Annotated in this window: 19 protein-coding genes; 6 read left to right on the top strand and 13 right to left on the bottom strand. The window is 38.7% G+C overall.

Annotation, left to right across the window (positions count from 1 at the left end; genetic code table 11):
- Positions 1 to 134 precede the first annotated feature (134 nt).
- Complete coding sequence (locus ACN9MR_RS14835; protein ID WP_426324737.1) at positions 135 to 299, top strand: hypothetical protein; 165 nt, start codon at positions 135 to 137, stop codon at positions 297 to 299.
- Between the two features lie 5 nt (positions 300 to 304).
- On the top strand, positions 305 to 2,449 hold the full coding sequence (locus ACN9MR_RS14830) for a hypothetical protein (RefSeq protein WP_426324736.1): 2,145 nt from the start codon (positions 305 to 307) through the stop codon (positions 2,447 to 2,449).
- Positions 2,450 to 2,564: 115 nt separating this feature from the next.
- On the opposite strand, the gene ACN9MR_RS14825 is transcribed toward ACN9MR_RS14830, so the two are convergent.
- On the bottom strand, positions 2,565 to 3,653 hold the full coding sequence (locus tag ACN9MR_RS14825; protein WP_426324735.1) for a cell division protein ZipA C-terminal FtsZ-binding domain-containing protein: 1,089 nt from the start codon (positions 3,651 to 3,653) through the stop codon (positions 2,565 to 2,567).
- Positions 3,650 to 4,627, bottom strand: coding sequence for a Gfo/Idh/MocA family protein (locus ACN9MR_RS14820; RefSeq protein WP_426324734.1), 978 nt, complete (start codon positions 4,625 to 4,627; stop codon positions 3,650 to 3,652). The genes ACN9MR_RS14825 and ACN9MR_RS14820 overlap by 4 nt, the downstream gene beginning before the upstream one ends.
- Positions 4,628 to 4,903: 276 nt before the next feature.
- On the opposite strand from ACN9MR_RS14820, the gene ACN9MR_RS14815 reads away from it, so the two are divergent.
- Together ACN9MR_RS14815 and ACN9MR_RS14810 are read left to right on the top strand one after the other, a co-directional pair.
- The gene (locus ACN9MR_RS14815) at positions 4,904 to 5,101 is read left to right on the top strand and encodes a hypothetical protein (protein WP_426324733.1); all 198 of its coding nucleotides are present in this window, start codon (positions 4,904 to 4,906) and stop codon (positions 5,099 to 5,101) included.
- Between the two features lie 73 nt (positions 5,102 to 5,174).
- Complete coding sequence (locus tag ACN9MR_RS14810) at positions 5,175 to 5,993, top strand: endonuclease/exonuclease/phosphatase family protein (protein WP_426324732.1); 819 nt, start codon at positions 5,175 to 5,177, stop codon at positions 5,991 to 5,993.
- An 18-nt stretch (positions 5,994 to 6,011) separates the two neighbouring features.
- Here the strand turns inward: ACN9MR_RS14810 and ACN9MR_RS14805 are convergent, their stop codons facing one another.
- The 3 genes from ACN9MR_RS14805 to ACN9MR_RS14795 form a co-directional block, all read right to left on the bottom strand.
- Complete coding sequence (locus tag ACN9MR_RS14805) at positions 6,012 to 6,965, bottom strand: alpha/beta hydrolase (RefSeq protein ID WP_426324731.1); 954 nt, start codon at positions 6,963 to 6,965, stop codon at positions 6,012 to 6,014.
- A gap of 162 nt (positions 6,966 to 7,127) precedes the next feature.
- On the bottom strand, positions 7,128 to 8,615 hold the full coding sequence (locus tag ACN9MR_RS14800) for an ArnT family glycosyltransferase (RefSeq protein WP_426324730.1): 1,488 nt from the start codon (positions 8,613 to 8,615) through the stop codon (positions 7,128 to 7,130).
- A gap of 42 nt (positions 8,616 to 8,657) precedes the next feature.
- Positions 8,658 to 9,341: a phosphatase PAP2 family protein gene (locus tag ACN9MR_RS14795; RefSeq protein ID WP_426324729.1), complete on the bottom strand. Its 684-nt coding sequence runs from the start codon at positions 9,339 to 9,341 to the stop codon at positions 8,658 to 8,660.
- Between the two features lie 256 nt (positions 9,342 to 9,597).
- Between ACN9MR_RS14795 and ACN9MR_RS14790 the strand changes: the two genes are divergently transcribed.
- Positions 9,598 to 9,828 (top strand): hypothetical protein, encoded by a 231-nt coding sequence (locus tag ACN9MR_RS14790; protein ID WP_029278309.1) that lies wholly within the window; start codon positions 9,598 to 9,600, stop codon positions 9,826 to 9,828.
- A 176-nt stretch (positions 9,829 to 10,004) separates the two neighbouring features.
- Here the strand turns inward: ACN9MR_RS14790 and ACN9MR_RS14785 are convergent, their stop codons facing one another.
- The gene (locus ACN9MR_RS14785; protein WP_426324728.1) at positions 10,005 to 11,798 is read right to left on the bottom strand and encodes a M60 family metallopeptidase; all 1,794 of its coding nucleotides are present in this window, start codon (positions 11,796 to 11,798) and stop codon (positions 10,005 to 10,007) included.
- A gap of 669 nt (positions 11,799 to 12,467) precedes the next feature.
- Here ACN9MR_RS14785 and ACN9MR_RS14780 point away from each other — a divergent pair.
- On the top strand, positions 12,468 to 13,355 hold the full coding sequence (locus ACN9MR_RS14780; protein WP_426324727.1) for a helix-turn-helix domain-containing protein: 888 nt from the start codon (positions 12,468 to 12,470) through the stop codon (positions 13,353 to 13,355).
- A gap of 118 nt (positions 13,356 to 13,473) precedes the next feature.
- Here the strand turns inward: ACN9MR_RS14780 and ACN9MR_RS14775 are convergent, their stop codons facing one another.
- The 7 genes from ACN9MR_RS14775 to ACN9MR_RS14745 form a co-directional block, all read right to left on the bottom strand.
- Positions 13,474 to 14,592, bottom strand: coding sequence for an ABC transporter permease (locus ACN9MR_RS14775; RefSeq protein ID WP_426324726.1), 1,119 nt, complete (start codon positions 14,590 to 14,592; stop codon positions 13,474 to 13,476).
- A complete protein-coding gene (locus ACN9MR_RS14770) occupies positions 14,589 to 15,695 on the bottom strand; it encodes an ABC transporter permease (protein ID WP_426324725.1) in 1,107 nt (368 codons plus the stop codon). The genes ACN9MR_RS14775 and ACN9MR_RS14770 overlap by 4 nt, the downstream gene beginning before the upstream one ends.
- 11 nt (positions 15,696 to 15,706) lie before the next feature.
- Entirely contained in the window at positions 15,707 to 16,447 is a 741-nt protein-coding gene (locus ACN9MR_RS14765) for an ABC transporter ATP-binding protein (RefSeq protein WP_426324724.1), read from the bottom strand.
- 2 nt (positions 16,448 to 16,449) lie between these two features.
- Positions 16,450 to 17,355 (bottom strand): ABC transporter ATP-binding protein, encoded by a 906-nt coding sequence (locus ACN9MR_RS14760; RefSeq protein ID WP_426324722.1) that lies wholly within the window; start codon positions 17,353 to 17,355, stop codon positions 16,450 to 16,452.
- A 3-nt stretch (positions 17,356 to 17,358) separates the two neighbouring features.
- Complete coding sequence (locus ACN9MR_RS14755) at positions 17,359 to 18,255, bottom strand: HlyD family secretion protein (protein ID WP_426324720.1); 897 nt, start codon at positions 18,253 to 18,255, stop codon at positions 17,359 to 17,361.
- A 9-nt stretch (positions 18,256 to 18,264) separates the two neighbouring features.
- Positions 18,265 to 19,530, bottom strand: a complete 1,266-nt coding sequence (locus ACN9MR_RS14750; RefSeq protein ID WP_426324718.1) for a TolC family protein — start codon at positions 19,528 to 19,530, stop codon at positions 18,265 to 18,267.
- Between the two features lie 65 nt (positions 19,531 to 19,595).
- Positions 19,596 to 20,204: a TetR/AcrR family transcriptional regulator gene (locus ACN9MR_RS14745; RefSeq protein ID WP_426324716.1), complete on the bottom strand. Its 609-nt coding sequence runs from the start codon at positions 20,202 to 20,204 to the stop codon at positions 19,596 to 19,598.
- Positions 20,205 to 20,331 lie beyond the last annotated feature (127 nt).

Here is a 20,331-nt window from a genome sequence, read left to right as displayed (position 1 = left end):
CAAAATAGGCATAAACGACACCTTATAAAATAGCTTAACACATAAAGAATTTAAAAAGGCTATTGCTTATACAGTCCTCTATATCTGAAGACTTTATCAAAGAAACAGCCGCGCTTCTCAAAAAAATCACTTCTGTGAAGTTGATTAAATTAAGCGTAAAGTATGCAGACCAAGACGGGATTCCGGATGGTTGGGAAAAATCAAAACGCTTAAACCCGACAGATGCCAGGGATGCACAGAAAATTAATGCAAATGGCTATAGCAACCTGGTTCAATATTTAAATGATTTAGTAAAATAAACGGTATGTGTAGAATCAAAAACCAATTTAAGCTATTGATACTCTTCGTAATGCTTTTCACTTGTAAAACTGTTTTTGCACAGATTGATCGGGAGGCATTGGTAACACGGCATACCATTGTAGTAAAAAAAATAGATTCCCTTTCTTCCTTATCGGTTGGTAATGGCCGTTTTGCTTTTACGGTTGATGCTACGGGACTACAAAGTTTTCCAGATCGCTATGCCAAAGGTGTTCCACTCGGTACCCAATCACAGTGGGGATGGGGAGCGTACAAAAATGAAGGTAAGTATAACATCGCCGAAGCCTATAAATATTACGATCAATATGGTCGCAAAGTACCTTATACGGTACAGTTAAATACACCGCTTAGGGCCAAGGCTGCTACCAATTATTTCCGCCAGAATGTACATCGTTTACAATTGGGGAATATTGGCTTCGAGCTGGTTAAAGAGAATGGCCAGCTGGCCAAAGCCAGCGATATTAAAAATATTAACCAAAAGCTTAACCCCTGGACGGGTGAAATTAAGAGTAGTTTTACCTTAGAGGGAATTCCTGTTGAGGTAATTACGGTTGGACATCAGGATCTTGACCTGATCAGCGCATCGGTGTTGTCGCCTTTAATTGCGGCAGGAAGGTTAAAAATCAGGGTTAGGTACCCCGTAGCTACTGGCGAATGGGCAGATGTTGGAAATGATTGGAGCAATAACAACAAACACCATTCACAGTTAGTGGCACAAAGTGCCGATGGTGCTGTAATTAAGCACCTGATCGATTCTGCAGTTTATTATACTTCCTTTTCTTGGAAAGGTAAGGCTCAGTTGACCGAGAAACAGGCACATTATTTTACTATTACTCCCAATAAAATTAGTCAACAGTTTAGCTTCAGTTGTCTTTTTTCACAGCAGAAAAGCATTCGGCCTGTTCCTTCTTTTGTATTGAGCCAACAAAATAGTCAGAAGCGATGGAAAGCCTTTTGGATGAGCGGTGCTGCGGTCGATTTTAGTGGAAGTACTGATAAACACGCATTTGAACTCGAACGCAGAATCATCCTTTCCGAATACCTCACTAAAATACAATGTTCGGGCGATTTTCCTCCACAAGAAACCGGCTTAACCTACAACAGTTGGTTTGGTAAACCACACCTCGAAATGCATTGGTGGCATGGCGTTCACTTTGCATTATGGGGCAGACCAGAATTGTTAAACCGAAGCACCGATTGGTATTTTAAGGTTGCGGATAAAGCAAAAAAAATTGCACAGGTACAAGGTTTTGATGGTATACGCTGGCAAAAAATGACCGATAACAAGGGTAATGAAAGTCCCTCATCAATCGGGGCAATGTTAATCTGGCAACAGCCACACCTCATTACCTTCGCTGAATTGGAATACCGTGCACATAAAGATGAAAAAGTATTACAGAAATATAAAGACCTTGTGTTTCAAACTGCCGATTTTATGGCTTCGTTTGCTCATTTCGATGCTGCAAAAGGTTGTTATGTACTCGGACCTGGGCTAATTCCCGCCCAAGAGCGTTTTAAAGCCGAAACAACCTTCAATCCCACTTATGAGCTGGCCTACTGGGAATGGGGTTTGAAAACCGCTCAAGAATGGCGTTTGCGTTTAGGTTTGCCAAGGAACTCAAAATGGGATGAAGTTATGGCTAAATTATCACCTCTACCGATACAAAATGGCGTGTATCTGGCTGCAGAAAGTGCGCCTGATTCTTACACCAATCCCGAATATAAAACCGATCACCCTTCCGTATTGGGGGCATTTGGTATGTTGCCTGAAACAAATTTATTGGATAAAGCAACCATGCGCAAAACCTTTGATCTGGTTTGGAAAGACTGGAGCTGGAATGATACCTGGGGATGGGATTTCCCGATGACAGCAATGACTGCCACACGCTTAGGCATGCCTGAAAAAGCGATCGATGCCTTGCTGATGCCAGTACAAACCAATACTTATCTTGTTAACGGCCACAATTACCAAGATGATCGCCTGCGCATTTATCTGCCTGGAAATGGAGGTTTACTTGCTGCTGTGGCTTTAATGTGTGCTGGCTGGGATGGAAATAACACCACAAATCCTGGTTTCCCTAAAGATGGAACGTGGAAAGTACAGTGGGAGGGCTTTAAGAAGATGATGTAGGAGCAACTATTCGGATTTTCAAATCGTATTTTGTTTAATTTGTTCGTTTAAGGATTGCAGATCCTTAGCGCTTGGGACGGGATTATAAATCCGATTAACTGAAGAGTGTTATTTATCAAAAAAATTTTAATGCATCGCTTGAGCCAGGGATAATCCCTTTCTGCTTCATTTTGGAAAGAAACACTTTGAGTTTTAGTTTTTCATTGTCGAAATTGAATGGCTGGCCGTCTCCGTTTAGGAGTTCTCCACCCAATCTTTTCTGGCAATATTTTGCTGCCTCCACCATGATTTCGAATATATTTTCCGGGTCTGCGCTTCGGGCTATGGAGAAACCAAAAATAAGATCATTGGGGTTCATGTTACCAGCTCGAACTTCTTCGGGTAAGAAATAGTTTGGCGCGGTAGATGTCCATACGCTAAAATTTTCATCTCCACCATAATCATGTGTGTTGATCCAATGAAATAGGTCGCCATCTCCCCAACTTAGCCCAACACTTTGTAAGGCATCCCATGCAGAAGTTCCTTTAAAAGGTTGTTTCGCTTGGAGGATTACAATTGCATCTAAATTGAATTCTTGATGTAGTTGAATGATTTTTTTTGCTTTGGTAATCGCATGCTCTGTTGTCTCAGTTTTTTCGAACTGAAGTTTATCAGAGAACTTTTTAGAGCGTTTTTGCAATTCAGTTATGTAACCTTCTAATTTTTTTTGATAGTGATCAAGGCTTTCTGCGTTGTAAGTATCTAAGAGATTAATTGCAATTTCAATTTTATTGAAATAATCTGGGGCATCGCTGGCATCTGCAAAAGACCATCTATGATTCTTTACCGAATAACCATAAATAGTGGATGGGTATTTTGTTCTCCATTCATAATCAAATAGTTTTGCAATGTCATTCTTATTAAAGTCCTCGCCATTTACTTTTATCAACTTGATGACCCACTCGCGTTTAGGATCAGCATTGTAACCTTCATTCTTCATCTCGTTGTTTTTGGCTGGAAATGACAGCTTTGTTGTGTCAAGAATGTATGATGCATCTTCCGAAATACCATTCAGGTTTAGTGCTTTAAGCCGTTCGTTGCTTTCCATTTCGGTAGAAATAAAGTATTTGTCAGAATCTCCAGCATTTTTCTTATTTGTTATGAAATAAGCTAAAATACTTAAAGCAATAATAGCTAAAGCAATAAATAGTGTAGTTCTTTTCATGATTTATTTCCTGTAAAATTATCCATTAATTTCATCGTAATCAATGCATCTTCGCCACTGCATGGGTTTTCTCCTTTGCCTAAAAAGTAATCAACTACTTTTTCAATCATAGGTTGTTGCACATGCTGCAAAGGCTCGAATATAAATTCTTCTTTTCGATCGGTAGTAACGGTGATTTTATTGCCAAACATCGGGAAACTAATGTGACCTTTTGAACCATAAATCACGCAGCTATCAGCTTGATCTTGTGCGGCAACAGAGAAACACCAGGTACCGCTGAAAACAACTCCATTTTCGAAAAGGATATTTCCCGCAACCAGATCATCAACCCCGGTGTTTTCCTGTTGCCTGGTGGCAACGCCCATGGCATTTTTTACAGCACCGAAGTAATAAGTCATAAGATCTAATTGATGCGGAGCCAGGTCATGAAATAAACCACCCCCAGAAATAGCTGGATTGATCCGCCAATTATCGGCTGTTTTGGCAATTAGCACAGGGTTGGGTGACTGGAGCATTTTTAACCGGACTAAACGAACATCGCCAATGGCATTTGCTCCCAGCAGTTCTTTAACTTTTAAGAACATTGGTTGTGCGCGGCGATAATGGGCCACGCAAAGCTTTATCTTTAGCCGATTAGCTGCATCAGCCATACGTTGAGCAGCATTAGCATCTAAAGTCATGGGTTTTTCTACATATACTGGCTTGCCGGCTTTTAAGGCTTCAATGGTGTAAGCTTCGTGCTGTAGCGGAGGGGTAGCAATGTAAATGGCATTAACCTCAGGATCGTTAATCAGTTGAGAAGCATTATCATACCATTTAGGTACCTGATGCCGTTTGGCATAATCTGCTGCTTTGGTACCATCGCGACGCATTACAGCCACCAATTTAGAATTGGTTACTTTATTAAATGCTGGTCCGCTTTTTACTTCGGTCACATCCCCACAGCCAATAATGCCCCATCTGATTTCTTCCATTATATAATCGATTTAAAAGCTGAATTTAGAAAATATTGTCTGGAAACTATGCTCAATTGATAGAAAGCTTTGTAAAAAAGAAAAGGGATTCACTTTGGGAGTGATCCCTAATCAACTAACCAAACAAACTATTCCGGAAACCACGCCGGAATCAATTTATAAACGAAAGAATTAGGGGATTGTTTTAATGGGTTTGTCTATTTAGTGTATTTTTTTTTGAAAGAAAAATAAAACCTTTATCCGAAATTATAGTCTCCCTTTTTTTAGCTTTGTACTATGCAAAATCTTTCCAAGAAACTTCAGATTGATCTTATAGAACTTAAGGCAAAATATGCCTTTATTATGGATGAGCTTGAAGTAACATTTGCAGATGCTTACCTGTCGAAATTGCAGGCTAAACAACGCCTGGCCGAACAGATGATGATAGAAATGGAAAGGATACTGGGCGGTGAGGCTGGAGAGCATGAAAACTAATCCGTTAAGATAGAGCGATCATTTTTGATATTAATTTTAATGAAGCCTCTTTTTATTTGTTAATTTAACAGATATGAAAAAATTACATGCTTTTTTAATGATCAGTATTTGCCTTTTAGTCGCTTGTTCACCTATAATCAGCAAGCAAGCTGAATCAAAGCGAAGTAATGTACTGCGCATCATGTCTTATAACCTTCACCACTGTAACCCGCCGTCAAAAGAGAAGGAAGGCCTTATTGATGTTGATGCCATTGCCAAAACGATAGCACAAGAAAAACCTGACCTTCTGGCTTTACAAGAAGTAGACGTGAATACCAAAAGATCGGGCGTTATTAACCAGGCCGCTTTGCTGGCCACCAAATTGAAGATGAATTTTTATTTTGGTAAAGCAATAGACCATGATGGGGGCGACTATGGCGTAGCCATTTTATCACGTTTTCCCTTATCAGGTCAGCAGACTTTTATGTTGCCTAAAAATAACGATGCCAAAGCAGAACAAAGGGTTTTAGCCATTGCAACTGCCGAAATTGCCAAAGGAGTTTTTATCCGTTTTGCTTCTACCCATCTTGATGCGCAACGCCCGGAAGATAACCGTATCCTTCAGGCTAAGGAGATTAATCGGTTAACAGCAAAAGAAACTCTGTCGCTAATTGTTGCGGGTGATTTGAACGCCGATCCAAGTTCAGAAAGCATTAAAATATTCGATTCTAATTTTACCAGAACATGTAGCGATTGTGGTTTTACCATTCCTGTGATCAACCCACGGAAAACCATTGATCATATTGGTTTTAAAACAGGAAATCCTTTTAAAATTGTTTCGCACGAGGTTATTCCTGAGCGTTATGCTTCTGATCATTTGCCTATCGCTGCAGTGCTCGAATTGAAAAAATAAGAAACCATACGATTTACGCTACCTCCTTTTTAAAGCAGGAGGTATGCTAAAAGTGGGTTTTTTGTCGGCATCTTTAAAGTCTACTTCCATAAAGTAGCGCTTTTGTTTAATGATGTAATTTTCAATAAACCACAAAATATCAGGCAGGTTTTCAACCATTGGAGAGCCTGCTATTTCGTGTCCCATATCTTGCACATACTGAAAGTAATACGGATATCCATTTTTTCTGAAGGTGCGTGCAAGATACTTCGAGCCAAAAAAGCCCCTGTTAAGTAATCTCACTTTGTTGTAAGGAACAAGTTTATCGGCTGTGCCATGGAAAAGCATCGTAGGTGCTGGTGGCATAGCGTATTTTGGTGCACCATGATAACTTAATATTGCCCCGGCAAAAGAAATTACACCTTTGTATTGAAAATACTGTGGGAGTTTAGCCGATAACGCTGTTGCATTCCGCTTATTGTAGTCGGCGTGTAGTGCAGTAATAGCGCCCGCACTAGATCCCGATAGGATGATCATAGCCGTATCGATACCGAGTTCTTTTGCATTTTTAAGCAGATAGGCTGTTGCATCGAAAACATCAGTCGTAGCCGTATCAATAGCTGCTTTTAAATTTGAAGTATTAAATGGACTTGGAAATTTCTTTCCTTTCAGGCCTAATCGATAGTCAACAGACACCACTTTATAACCATGCCCTATCAAAGTATTAAAATATTGATCAAATAACTTACTGTCTCTGTGGCCCATTACAAAGCCACCACCAAATACAAAAAGCACTGTTGGCTTAATTTCTGTTATTTTACCACTGTAATAAATATCTAACTTTAGTGTGCCGGAATCTGTTTGCGAAAATATTTTAGTATCTACGTGATATTTTTTATCCTTGAGTACAATCTGCCCTATTGAGGATAGAGAACTGAATAAAAACGTCAGGAACAGCAAACTTAGCGGATATACTTTAATATTGGGCATCATCTATTTTTAGGAAGAGGTTCGCTACCAGCCAAATGTGATCGGCTTTGATTTCTAAGCTAATTTATTGCATTTTCTGCTCAAGTGCAATTAATTACTTTATATTTTATACCATCATTTTATTTAGTTTTAGATTTTAATTAATCGGCTTTAATTGAGCTTGAACTATTCTTTATAGCCATTTAGCCGAAATAATAAAATGTTTTTGCAAATAACTCCGTTTCTGAAAATAGGTGCAATAATTGGTGTTTTGCAATCTTTAAATTGAGATTTGATTAATTCTAGGCTGTTTTCATCGTAAAGATTAGAAGGGATAATGTAATATGCGTTATCTCCGGCAGTTAATTTCTGTTTAGTTTGGTTCGACCAATAATACTGGTGAAGATCGAAGATTTTTCCTATGCCAAAGGTATGTAAACCTGTTTTGTTGCAGACATAAAAATCTAAATGAGCAGCAGGAAACCATTTTGTAATCACAATGGTATGGACCGTCTTATTCTTTTTGGATGATTTATCAACGCGGTAAATAGAATCAATTATTCTTGCTGTTTCTTTCCAGCCGTATAAGTCTAAGGTGGGGTCTCCGGTACCCAAATGCATGGTGTCTTTTTGTGGCGAAAATGTACCCTTGTAAAAATTAATTGCGATGAGACCCGCACTTACCACGAATAAGAAAAACAGCATACTAGCACTAATAGTGGCTTTTACTTTTGAGAAGGTAAAAGATTCCAGCTTCAATGCAGAAAGAAATATTAAACAGCTATAGGCCGGACCAGACCAATGTGGCAATGTATCTCTAAAAATCGAAAGAAAAATCAGGGTTGCAATAAGTGGGAGTGCACAATATAATAGCAGTCGTATTTCGCTTTTAAAATGATGATTCTTGGTTTTGATCAAACTAAAAACTGCAATCCACGTCAGAAAAAAAACAATTGGATTGTTGTAAAATATTTGCCCGCTAATTTCTCTGGCAAAAGCCAATGGATTTATGCCAGCGTGGAACAGGCTAACCCGATTACTGTGATAGGTGTAGGTAATGAAATGATGCCGGATGTTCCAGATGATAAAAGGAGATACAATAATCAAGCTAATTAAGGCAGAAACATACATGCCTTTTTGTACCATCAATTTTCTATTGCTAAACAGAGCGAACAGTAGAACGGCCACCCATAAATAGATACCATGAATCTTACACATCATACAAAGACCTGTTGCCACACCGAACCAGCAGCATAAACTTAATGTGGGTAAACCCAGATGGATAGATTTGGTGATTTTAAGTAACAAAAAGATGCTCCAAAGCCAGAAAACCATTTGAGGGCTATCTGGCAAAATAAATGTCCCAGCGATAATGCTGCAATAAAAAGACGAAGAATAAAGTAATACGGCAAACCAACCTACTCGGGCATTAAGGAGTAATTTACCTGTTTTATATACGATTATTGTACCAATTGTTGATGATATTATGGCGCCGAGCCGAACAGCCAATTCGTTATGAATGTATAAATTTACTGTTGTTGCTCTGATTAACCACGCCACAAATGGGGGATGATCAAAATAATTCCATTCCAGATTTAAAGCATAGGTCCAATAATATACCTCATCGTTTCCAAGTGCTGTTGTTGAGGCAATGATCAGTTTGATTACAGTCATTACCATTATAAAAAGCCAAAGTTTAGCAGGAATTTCTTTCACTTAAATGGGGTTGGCCTGACTGGCGATTTTAAGCTGTTTATACCTTTTGCTTAGCTTGGCCGATCTGAAAAGTTTAAGATCGTATACTTGATGATAACTAACTAAAGCACAGATTATACCGGTTATTGCCCCAAAAATTACATCAATAAGGAAATGCTGAGCCAGGTATATGCGCGAATAACCGACTAAAAAAGCAAAAAATAAACAGTAAAATGAGATTTTATTTTTCTTGAAAACCAAAACCAATACTGTGGCCAAGGCAAAAGCAGAAGCGGTATGGCCTGAAGGAAAAGAATTTTGGTCGTGCATGTTTACCCCTTCAACAAAATGAGTATACTGAAATAAAGTCTGCTCGAAAAAATATTTAGGCCTTGGCATGTGGAATATCCTTTTTGCGATTTGAATAAGCAGCCCTGAATAAATATAAGCAAGAGCCACAGTCATTGCTTTTTTCTTTTTCCGGACTGAAAGCAGTATTACTGCAGCCAGAATACTGATTAAACCATCTCCAAAATTGGTGATATACTTAAAAAAAATATCTAGCCACGTTGGATGAAAACGGTTAAAAATGAGGAATCCATCTGTTTTAGAAAAGCTAAAATTAAAGAGGAGCGACAACAGAAGTACTGATATTGTTGTAAAGAAATAATAATTGAGTTTGGTCAATCTTTTTATCGTACGCATGTCCCAGTTCTTTAACACAAAACTATTAGCCGAATATCATCTGAAAGTTAAGTGAACGTCATGTTTATGTCATGCTATTCGATTTTAAGGTTTATTTCCAATCTGCATGTTGACTGGGATAACCTCAAATATCGGTGAAAGAAGGGATTATATTGAAGAAAGCCCTTTGTTAACATTTCTTAATAAGTTAATATGAAAGCGCTGATAAGTTAAAATGCTTTGTCTTGCTTTGTGGCAAAAGAATTAATAATTGATTATGCAAAACAATCAGGTAACAGTTAGCCCAGATCTACAGCAGTTTATTGATAAGTTTGAGCCCAGCAAATTTAAACTAATGTCTGGGGGAATCGAAATCAGGGGAATAAACGATATGCAAAGAAATATTGCCCAAGCCAGAGCAATTATCGAAAGACTAAAACTCCGCCTAATTGTTTCGCATAATGCCGAAATGCTTAGCTATCGTGGTTTTGAAGTAAATAACCTATAAGTCCAAAAACCGATTTATCTGTTTATATTCAGTCTGCCCATCAGGCTCATCATTAAAATGCTGTTTCCGTTATACTTGTAACATTTTTTTTCGACTGTGAATATAAATCAAAAAGACAATGTATGCAGCGATAAATAAGAAGAGAGCCACATATTGACCCTCTTCTTATTAAATTGTTAATTGTATAATCCCAGCTCTGCCAGCGATGCAAACTGCAAACCATCTTGTGCAGAGTTCATAATTACCTTGAGGTACCTTAAGGTTTTGGTACTGCCAAACGCAAAATATTGTACTCCGGCAGCATTTTGAGCTACATAATTGTTTACTGATGTGAAATTTATATTATCGGTACTTGTTAAAACCTGAAAGTTTTTAATCGCCCGGCTCAATCCGCTTCTTTGCACTAAACTTAAGCCGTTTGCCGATTTCGAAGATCCTAAATCAATCACAATCTGGTGTGGATAACTTGTTGCAGAAGTGGTCCAGCGTGAGTGCCAGAAGGTACTGTGGCTACCATCGATTAAAGTAGCTGCCCTGCCATTGATAGCGCCCTCGCCACTGGTCTCTTCAGAGCTGAAAGAGTTTATGCTCCAGCCAGTTTTACTTAATTCTGTTAAAGGTGCAACATTGTCTTGCAGGGTAGAGGGATCAGTGCTTGGCGCTGGTAAACCCAAAGCAGCCATGTCTGCATATATTTGAGTAGTAGCTGCTGAAGTAGACAAATTTAATCCCCAATTTTGGAAGAAGTTACTTAAGTTTCTGCCCGATATACTACAAGCCTTCAGCATGAAATAACGCATCCTGGCATCATCATTAGCTAAGGTTGGATTTTCAACACGCATATCCTTTGCCAAGGTTAATTGTTGGAACATGCAGAGCCTGATAAACAGATCGGTTAAAGGATTGGCATAACTTGTTGATCCGTTATAATCTTTGGTGCCGGCAGGTTTTCCTAAATAGGTAAAGGCTTTTGGCCAAACCCCATCATTTACCAGTCTGTTGATAGATGGAGTAAGGGTACGCTGCACATATAAACTGTAAAGATTTACCGAAACCTCACCCAGAGCACCCCAACGCCACATCATTTGGTGCTGGTGGCCCAGTTCGTGCCATAAGCCCCAACCATTGGTACCCACCGCGCTTAATGTTAAAATTGCATTAACATCTGAGGTGATATAAGCCGTGCGGTAATCGTAAGCAAAAAAGTAATAGGCTGGATCTTCATGCTGGGTTAAAAGATAGGTATGCACATTTTTCGCATGTGCAGGTAAGGAATTGTCTAAGCCGTTTAAATCGTCCTCTAGCGCAATAACCTGGGTAATTTTGTTCAATATAGCACTCTGATCTTCTGCCTGGTATTGTATTGCCTTAGTTCTTGATACTACAATAAAGCAATTTGTGCCCTCTAAAACAACATCAGGAGTAGTGTATGTTTGTAATTGATTAATCCAGTCTGAATTGGTGGTTACGCCAAGTTTGTAATATGGAGCGTATTGGTAACCACTATTAAAAGTTACTTTAGCGGTAGAGCCAGTTGTAGAATTTGTGTACCTGAGCCATAATAAACCGCCAACAGCGTTGGTAATGGTATTGGTGCCTGCCGTTAACTGTACGGATGTGGGCTGGGTGTTCCAGGTGCCATATCTAGAATAGGTACCAATTAATAGTTTTGGCAGGCGGGTTCCTGTGGTTTGTTCTACGGTGATATCTACAGTAGTACCTGGAGCCATGTATAAACCGGTTGCAGTAAAATCGGTTAGGTAGTATCCATTTTTTAAGCGGTCCCTTTCAATTGATGCATTAATTTTTTCGGTGACATTAAAAACATTGGTCTGAGTGAGGGATTGCACGTTGGCGCCACTCATAGTTTTTTTGCTGTTTACAACTTCTTCTTGTAATACAGCCGTTTTTTTACAGGCCGAAAGGCCTACAATTGCCGAAACGGTTAAGAGTAATAATTTTTTTTTCATTTTTAGGTTTTTAGTAAGTATTTGGTTATAGGTAACCATATTCCAGTAATGGATTACGGTGATAATTTTTACTGTAATGTTTAGTTCGCCAGTTTAAACCCTAAGATAAATTGATGTATGTCTGTTTAAAATGTCAATACAATGTATTCATAATTACATTTAAATAAAATGAAAAAGACTGCGCAAACGTTTGATCTGCCTATACTTACAGCAGTAATCACTAAATGCGCTTCCACTTTGAGCTATTCTTTTAATATTTATTAAGAAATGGTAATTAAGGCACGTGATTCGAAAAAATCATGTAGGTATCCGGCCTGTTCGAAAGTGAAACGGCTTATACCATTTATTTAAGTGTTCAAAAATGTGTGTAAGTACAGCGATGTTTTCATTATCGGTATGCCGTTCTTCAAGGTTTTTTAGGATTTGGCAGGAATTTTCTGCAATATTTAATATGACTTTAACACTTTTTTCGGTTAGTATTTACTGATTCAACTGGAGCTGAAGGCAGTTACAGTTACTTTAAGTGCTTTCCTTAAATCGATTCCCTCAGTTTTATTTTCCTTAAAATCTATTGAAATGGTGGTATTTGTAAAAAACCGATTTTATTATATTTAAAATCTTGCGCATACGTTCAAAGATTTTAAAGTAGTTTGCATATTTGTAGTTGAGATGATCAAAAGAAACTTACGGCATAGCTTTTCACTTCTTAATGTTGATTATGTGCGACTTAACGCCAAATGGAATTATAGGAATGTGATCAGCCCGTACTACCGCATTTACTATATAGATGAGGGTGAAGGTGAAATATCAGATGCAGAAAGCTTGCTAAAGCTAGAGCCTGGTTATTTGTACATTGTTCCAAGTTTTACGTTATGTAATTTAAACTGTAAGAATTACCTGGGCCAGTATTTTGTCCAGTTTTTTGAGGATTCGACAGATGGAAGTTCACTTTTTGCCAATAACAGAAATGTGTTGAGGACAGCGGCTACTGAAATAGACCTTAATCTTTTTCGCAGGCTCCTCCAGATTAATCCTGGAAGAGGAATTAACCGGTCTGATAATCCTAAAATCTACGAGAAAGATATTTATTATAAAGAATATCAGGAGCTTAATAACCAGCAGAACACTTCGGCGTATCTGGAAACCCAGGGGATCCTGATGCTGCTAACTGCCAGGTTCCTGAATCCCCAGCTTTTCAAAAGCCCGGAACAGAAAATTATACCGGTAAAAATTGCAGAAACCTTAAATTATATTCTTATCAATTTACACACAGACCTTTCTGTATATCATCTTGCTTCTCGTGTAAATCAAAATCCCGATTATTTTTCAAGGCAGTTTAAACAGCATACGGGAACCAGACCTTTGAATTATATAAACGAAAAACGCATTGAACGGGCACAGTATCTAATGGCGACAAGCAGAATGTCATATTCAGAGATTTGTACCCAGACCGGATTTGATAACCTTTCCTACTTTTCTAAAACCTTCAAAAAATTAACCGGCCTGGCGCCAAGTATATATAAGAAACAGATATATCAGGTGGGTTTTAACCATTAAATAGAATTTAAAAGATGCATGAGCTGACCTACCTATTTCATATCTAAGATTATCGTTTTTGTGGTTTTCGAAGGTTTGCTTATTCGTGCCCAGAAAAGAAAAGAATAGCAGACACCTGTTAACCGGTCTTCTTGTAATTAAAGATAGCCCAACCATTAAATGTTATGGCGAACAAACTGATAACACCAAGCTGTGGCAATACATTTTTAAGTCCACTTCCCTTAAGGATTATCATTCGCATCACCTCGATCAGGTAACTAACCGGATTAAACTTGGTAATTATTTTTGCCCAGTCGGGCATGCTGTCGACAGAAGTGAACAAACCGCCCATCAAAATAAAAATCATAATAAAAAAGAACATTATAAACATTGCCTGTTGCTGCGACTCGCAAAAGGTGGAGATCAAAAGGCCAAAACCGGAAACAGCCAATAAGTAAACCGTGATAAAACCATATAGTAACAATAAATTACCCACTGGAACAATGCCATAAACTAACCAGGCTACGATCAGCCCAAGCGTGAATACCACGTTGCCCAAAATCCAGAATGGGATCAACTTGCCCAATATGAAATGATGTTTCTTTATCGGTGTCACGTTAATTTGTTCGATGGTGCCTACTTCTTTTTCTTTGACAATATTCAGTGCGGTTAAAAAACAGCCTATCATGGTTACCAGTGTAGCGAGGATACCCGGAACCATAAACTTATGATAATCGAGCATAGGGTTGTACCGGTTTGATGCGGCAATATCAATTATCGGTTGCTGGTTAAACCTGCCGGGCTGGATAAACTGCAATCTTACTTCTCCATTAAAATCCTGGATTACATTCATAAGATACACACTTCCCAGGTTGGCTTTTGTACCGTTTATTGCATTTACGGCTACAAATAATTTCTGCTCATTTTCGCGGACCAGATTTCGTTCAAAACCCTGGGGTATTTCCAGTATGAGGTCAGCTTTATCCCTTTCGATTAGCTGGTATGCCTGGTTAAATGAAAAATTGTACCCGGTTAATCTGAAATACCCTGATGAGGTTACTTTAGCGATTAATTTCCGTGAAAAGGAGGAATGATCATTATCGATTACCGCGACGCTGATGTTTTTTACCTCATAATTGGCTGCTAACGGCAGGACGATTAACTGCACGATCGGCATGAAGATAACCATTCCTAATATTGACCGGTTACGGAAGATCTGTCTGAATTCTTTTTGCAGTAAAAATTTTATAGTTCTCATGATAAGCGGATTTTAAAATTTTTTAAGCTGATAACCAGCATAAATACAGTTATTCCCGTCAGTATAAGTGTTTCCTTCCATATAGCAGTAAAACCGAGGCCTTTTATCATAATACTCTTAACAATAATATAATACCATTTTGCAGGTATGATATTTGAAATAACCTGTAGGGGTAGGGGCATATTTTCTATCGGGAACATAAAACCGCTGAATAGGATAGTGGGTAGCATCATGCCCATTAAAGAAATCAACATGGCCACCTGCATGCTATTTGTTTTTACCGAGATGAAAATACCGATGGTTAAACAGGTAATGATAAATAATATGCTTTCGGCAAAGAGTAGCATTATGTTGCCGTTTATAGGCAGATCAAGCACAAAAACACTAAGTAATAAAATAGAGGTTACATTGATAAGTGATAGGAGCAGATAGGGGACAGCTTTAGATACGATTATCTTGAACGGACTAAATGGCGAAACCAAAAGAATTTCCATTGTGCCTGTTTCTTTTTCTTTTACAATGGAAACAGCCGTCATCATAACGCAGACCAGCATTAATACCAGGGCCATCACACCAGGTACATAATTGGGCGCACCTTTGAGCTGGGGATTATAAAGAAACCTGATTTCGGGCGTTATCCGGTAAGGTATGTTATTGATTTTAAGGGTGCCTGTCATATAATCCTGAGTAATAGAACGGATATAACTGGTCAAGGTGGTGGCATTGTTGGGATCGGAGGCATCGGCAATTACTTGGATATGGGCAAGATTGTGATGCAATAAGTCGTTATTGAAATTAGCAGGAAAAATCACAGCGAGCCTGATGTCCCCCTGTTTAAGCGCATTTTCCATTTGCCGATGATTCATTACCACTTTTTCTATCTCAAAATATCTGCTTGCTTTTATTTTAGCTATAATTTGCTTCGAGGAAATATCATTCGCTTGGTCCATAATCACTATTTTGGCATTCTTTACCTCACTGGTGAGTGCGAAACCAAATATCAGAATCTGCACAATGGGCATTCCAAACAGGATCAGGAGTGTTTTCCGGTCGCGCAGTACATGTGCGAACTCTTTTTTTATAAATATCAGAAACTGTTTCATTTGCTTGAGTTTTATTCACTTCGTTTTGCACCACGAGCCAGTTCGTAAAATACTCCGTCCATATCTTTGGCCTGAAAAGCCTTCTTTAAATTTGCCGGTGTATCCAATGCCTTTATAGAACCGTCAACCATGATGGAGATCCGGTTACAATATTCTGCCTCATCCATATAATGAGTAGTTACAAAAATGGTTATCCCTCTGTCCGCTGCGTCATAGATCAGGTCCCAGAACTGTCTACGGGTCACAGGGTCGACACCACCAGTCGGTTCGTCCAGAAAAACGATTTTTGGTTCATGTATTACAGCGACTGAAAAGGAGAGTTTTTGTTTCCAGCCAAGGGGAAGGGAAGCCACTAGTTTTTTTGCCTGTTGCTGTAAACCCAATTGTTCTATGAGCTCAATGCTTTTTGTTTTGATCTCTTTATCGGTTAAACCGTAAATTCCACCAAAGAAATTAATGTTTTCCAGTACCGTAAGATCTTCATAAAGCGAAAACTTCTGGCTCATGTAGCCAATGTTTTTTTTGATTTGCTCGGTCTGTTTATAAACATCAAATCCAGCTATGGTGGCTTCGCCTGATGAGGGTAGGGAAAGCCCGCATAACATACGCATAGCAGTAGTTTTTCCTGCACCGTTTGCACCAAGAAATCCAAAGATTTCTCCCTTATTCACTTCAAAGGTAATCTCATTGGTAGCAATAAAATCACCAAAACGTTTGGTTAGTTTATCTGTTTTAATTACGGCCTCGCTCATGATTACAATAGTTTAATAAAACAATCCTCAATGGTTACTGCTGTTTTTTTAAGTTCAATATCACTTAATCCCTGATCTTTTAAGTAGGTAATCGCCTGATCTGGATTAAATTCCGGGTCCTTGAATGAAACGTGTACAAATTCTCCGAAAGCATAACTACTCATTACCGGCTCGTATTTTCTCAGTACCTTTAAAAGAGCATGCATATTAGTGGCCTTAATAGCATACAATTGTTCTGGATACAATGTGATAATGTTTTCAGGGCTATCGACCGATAAAAGTTTTCCCGACTGGATAAGGGCTATCCTGTCGCACATATTGGCCTCATCCATATAAGGAGTAGATACAACAATGGTAATGTGCTGTGATTTTAACTGTTTGAGCATTTCCCAAAACTCCTTACGGGATACAGGGTCGACTCCGGTTGTTGGTTCATCCAGAAATAAAACGGTGGGCTTATGGATAAGCGCACAGCACAATGCCAGTTTCTGTTTCATACCCCCCGATAGCTGACCTGCTTTGCGGCTTTTAAAAGGCTCCAGCTGGATGTAAATATCTTTGATCAGGTGGTAATTCTCTGATACTGTAGTATTAAAGATTGTCGCAAAGAAATTCAGATTTTCTTCCACACTCAAATCCTGGTATAAAGAGAATTTTCCGGGCATGTAGCCCACTTTGTTACGGATCTGTTTGTAATCCTTTACCACATCAGAACCATCAACGATAGCTGATCCACCATCAGGTAGCAGCAAGGTAGTCAGTACCCTGAAAATGCTTGTTTTTCCGGCACCGTCCGGGCCAATCAGCCCAAATATTTCACCTTGATTTACCCGAAAAGAAACATCATCAACGGCAGTTTTGTCTTTACCGTAAGTCTTTACCAGGTTTTTTACAATAACAGCCTCCATAGTCTATAATTTAACCTCTCCGTACATCCCGATTTTCAGGTAACCATCATTTTTTATCCTTATTTTAATTGCGTAAACCAGATTGGCCCTTTCATCTTTGGTCTGAATGGTTTTTGGTGTGAATTCTGCTTTATTGCTCACCCATTCTATTATACCTGGATAAGTTTTATAGCTGTCCTTAGTATCGTCAACCAATACTTTTACCTGCTGACCAACTTTGATATGGAAGAGCTGGTTCCCTGTGATATAAGCGCGTAAGGTAATGGTATTTAATTCTGCTATTTTGTAGATGGGTTTGCCTATATCTGTTCCTTCGTTAACCTCAGCATATTTAGTCAATACCGTGCCGTTAACCTGATTGATTATCCTGGATTTGCGGAGCTGATCGTCAATCTGCTGTATCTGTACGCTTAATGGTACTGTCTGATCGTTTAAACTTGCAGAAGTAATACCTAATGAAGATTGTAGTGCGGTAATCTGTTTTCTGATAACATCTACCTGTGTGTTAGCGTCATCAAGCTGCTTTTGCGTAGCCGCATCTGATTTTAAAAGGCTGGCTGTGCGTTTTTGTTCACGCAAAGCCTGGTACAGCTGTTCCTGCAGAGCCGCAGTTTGGGCATGGATATCAGGTTTGGAACTCAAAGTAGCTTTTACCTGTGCAAGTAACTGCTGCTTTTTTAAATAGAGCTGTATGCTATCAATATAGCCTATGGCCTGTCCGGCTTTTAATACCTGACCTTCTTCCAGGTTAAGCTCCTTTATCGTGCCCGATGCCTGAGCTGAAACAATAGTTTCGACTGCTTCAAAAGTACCTGATGCATCATATCTGTCTTCACTTTTACTGCATGAAAACAGGCTTGTTAATGTGAGTACTGCGAGTGGTAATAGTGTTCTTTTCATGATGGGTTATTATTGATTGCCAGTTGTAGTCTGTTGGTTGTATTGGGCCATTAAGAGTTGTATCTCATGTAGTATTTTATTTTGACGTGCCTGATCTTCGTTGTTTACCTCGCTCAAAAAATCACGGCTGGTAATCACACCGTTAGCCAACTGCGCCAAAGCGGTGTTTTTTACTTTGGTACGGAGATCAATAATCTCATCATCCGATGTTAACATCTGCCTGTATTTGCTAACCTCAGCATCCTGCTGCCTTAAAACCAAATTGGTATTAAAAAGGAATGTTTCTTTTTGTATGTCTATATTTTTCCGGTTAACATCGATCAGTGCCCTGCTTTTCTTAAGGGTATAAAATACAGATGGAGACCAGGTAAGTTTAATCCCGCCGATGTAATAAGCGTCTATGTTATTGCTCAGCATATTCAGTGCCGGACGCCCTATGCCGCCCTGTAAAAACAGGTTCAGCTTGGGGAGGGTTTTAACGGTGAGGAGTTTGTTCTGTACCTCAAGATTTTTAATCTGCTGATTGTATACCTGTAGCTCTGGCCGGTTGATTTCACGTATAACGGTTACGGATTGCGGCTTTATCAGAATGGTGTGCTCATCAACGTTTTTGTTAATATATAAGCTCAGCACATCGATATAAGCCTTACGCGAGGCAATAAGCTCAATAGAATGTTGTTTGTTCTTTAAGATTTCGGCTGTTATAACATCGCCACTGCTTTTAAAAGCAACGCCATTTTTTATAGATGCAACAGTTTTCTGATAACCTAATTGCATATCCTTTATAACCAATGCATTTTGTTTTAACTGCTCGCCTAGCAGCAGTACGCCGAAAAATAACTGGTTAATGCGGCCTTTTAGTTGGTAAAGATCGGATTGAAGCTGTTGCTGGTTTAAAGTTTCATTATTTTTTTGCAGTTGTTTCTGCTGTTTAACCTCACCTCCATCATATACTACCTGGTTAATTTCTGCAAAGAGTTTGTACTGATCTTTGCTTAAAACTGGAATGGTTACTCCTGGTAGTTTAATCGGTATTGCAGTTACTTCCGATTGGTAGGTGGCCTGGCCATAAATGTTGAGCTGCGGGAGCAAACCCTTTCGTATATTTTCGATGGTATAATCAGCTGTTTTCGTAATGAGTTCACGTTGTTTTACAAGCGGGTAATTTTGTTCGGCCAGTTGGTAACAATCCTGGAGGCTTAGTTTACCGGCAGTTTGTGCCCAACCGGCAAGAACTAATAACTGAAACGCGCAAAAAAAGAATTGCTTTTTCATGGTTAATCATTTTATTTAATATTTTGATTTATTCATTTGATTAAATTATGGACAAAAAAATGATGCTATTCCAGCATCATTTTCATCCACTTAGGTATCAGTGCTTTGCGTTCTTTGAGTAGTTGAGTGAAAGTTTCGTCGTTAACTGGACCTGCCACAGTTAAAATAGGTTTAGCAATAAAAGGGAAGATCATCATGCTCATAAAATTAAGAAAGAACTGGATAGGATTGATGTCCTTTTTCCGCTCAGCAAGTTGCTGTATAAAGTGTGTTTTTAGCACATATCCTTTTGATTGTATCATTTTTCCAAAACTTTCAGCATTGTTCCTGATTTCACTTAGGACAAATATAGGCAGATCAGGATTTTTGATAAGCATGTCGATATAACTGCTTGCAATCAGTTCTAATTTTTCATCTAATGAGGTTTCCTCATCGTTTAATGCGGGCGCAATAAATGAAAAAAGTTGTTTTACCTTTTCCATCATAACAATTTCAAATAGCTTTTCCTTACTCCGGAAATAATAGTTTAATAGCGCAAGGTTTAATCCAGCCTCTTCTGCGATATCACGGGTTTTAGTGCCTGCATAACCTTTTTTTGTAAATACAACACGTGCTGCCTCCTTAATTTTTTCTTCTGTTGATACGTTACTTTCAGCTTTTATCTGTTTTGACATTTTGTATTTATCATATGGTTAACAAATATATATAATTTAATTCGGATTAATCAAATGTTTTAGTCAAATGATTAATTATAGAGCTATTAGGTGAATATCTTATATTGAACAGAGATTTGTGTCTCCG

The organism is Pedobacter sp. R-06 (assembly GCF_049913135.1).
Taxonomy (GTDB): Bacteria; Bacteroidota; Bacteroidia; order Sphingobacteriales; family Sphingobacteriaceae; genus Pedobacter.
Note: the sequence above shows the minus strand (reverse complement) of the source record. Positions and strands in the feature narration are given on the sequence as shown.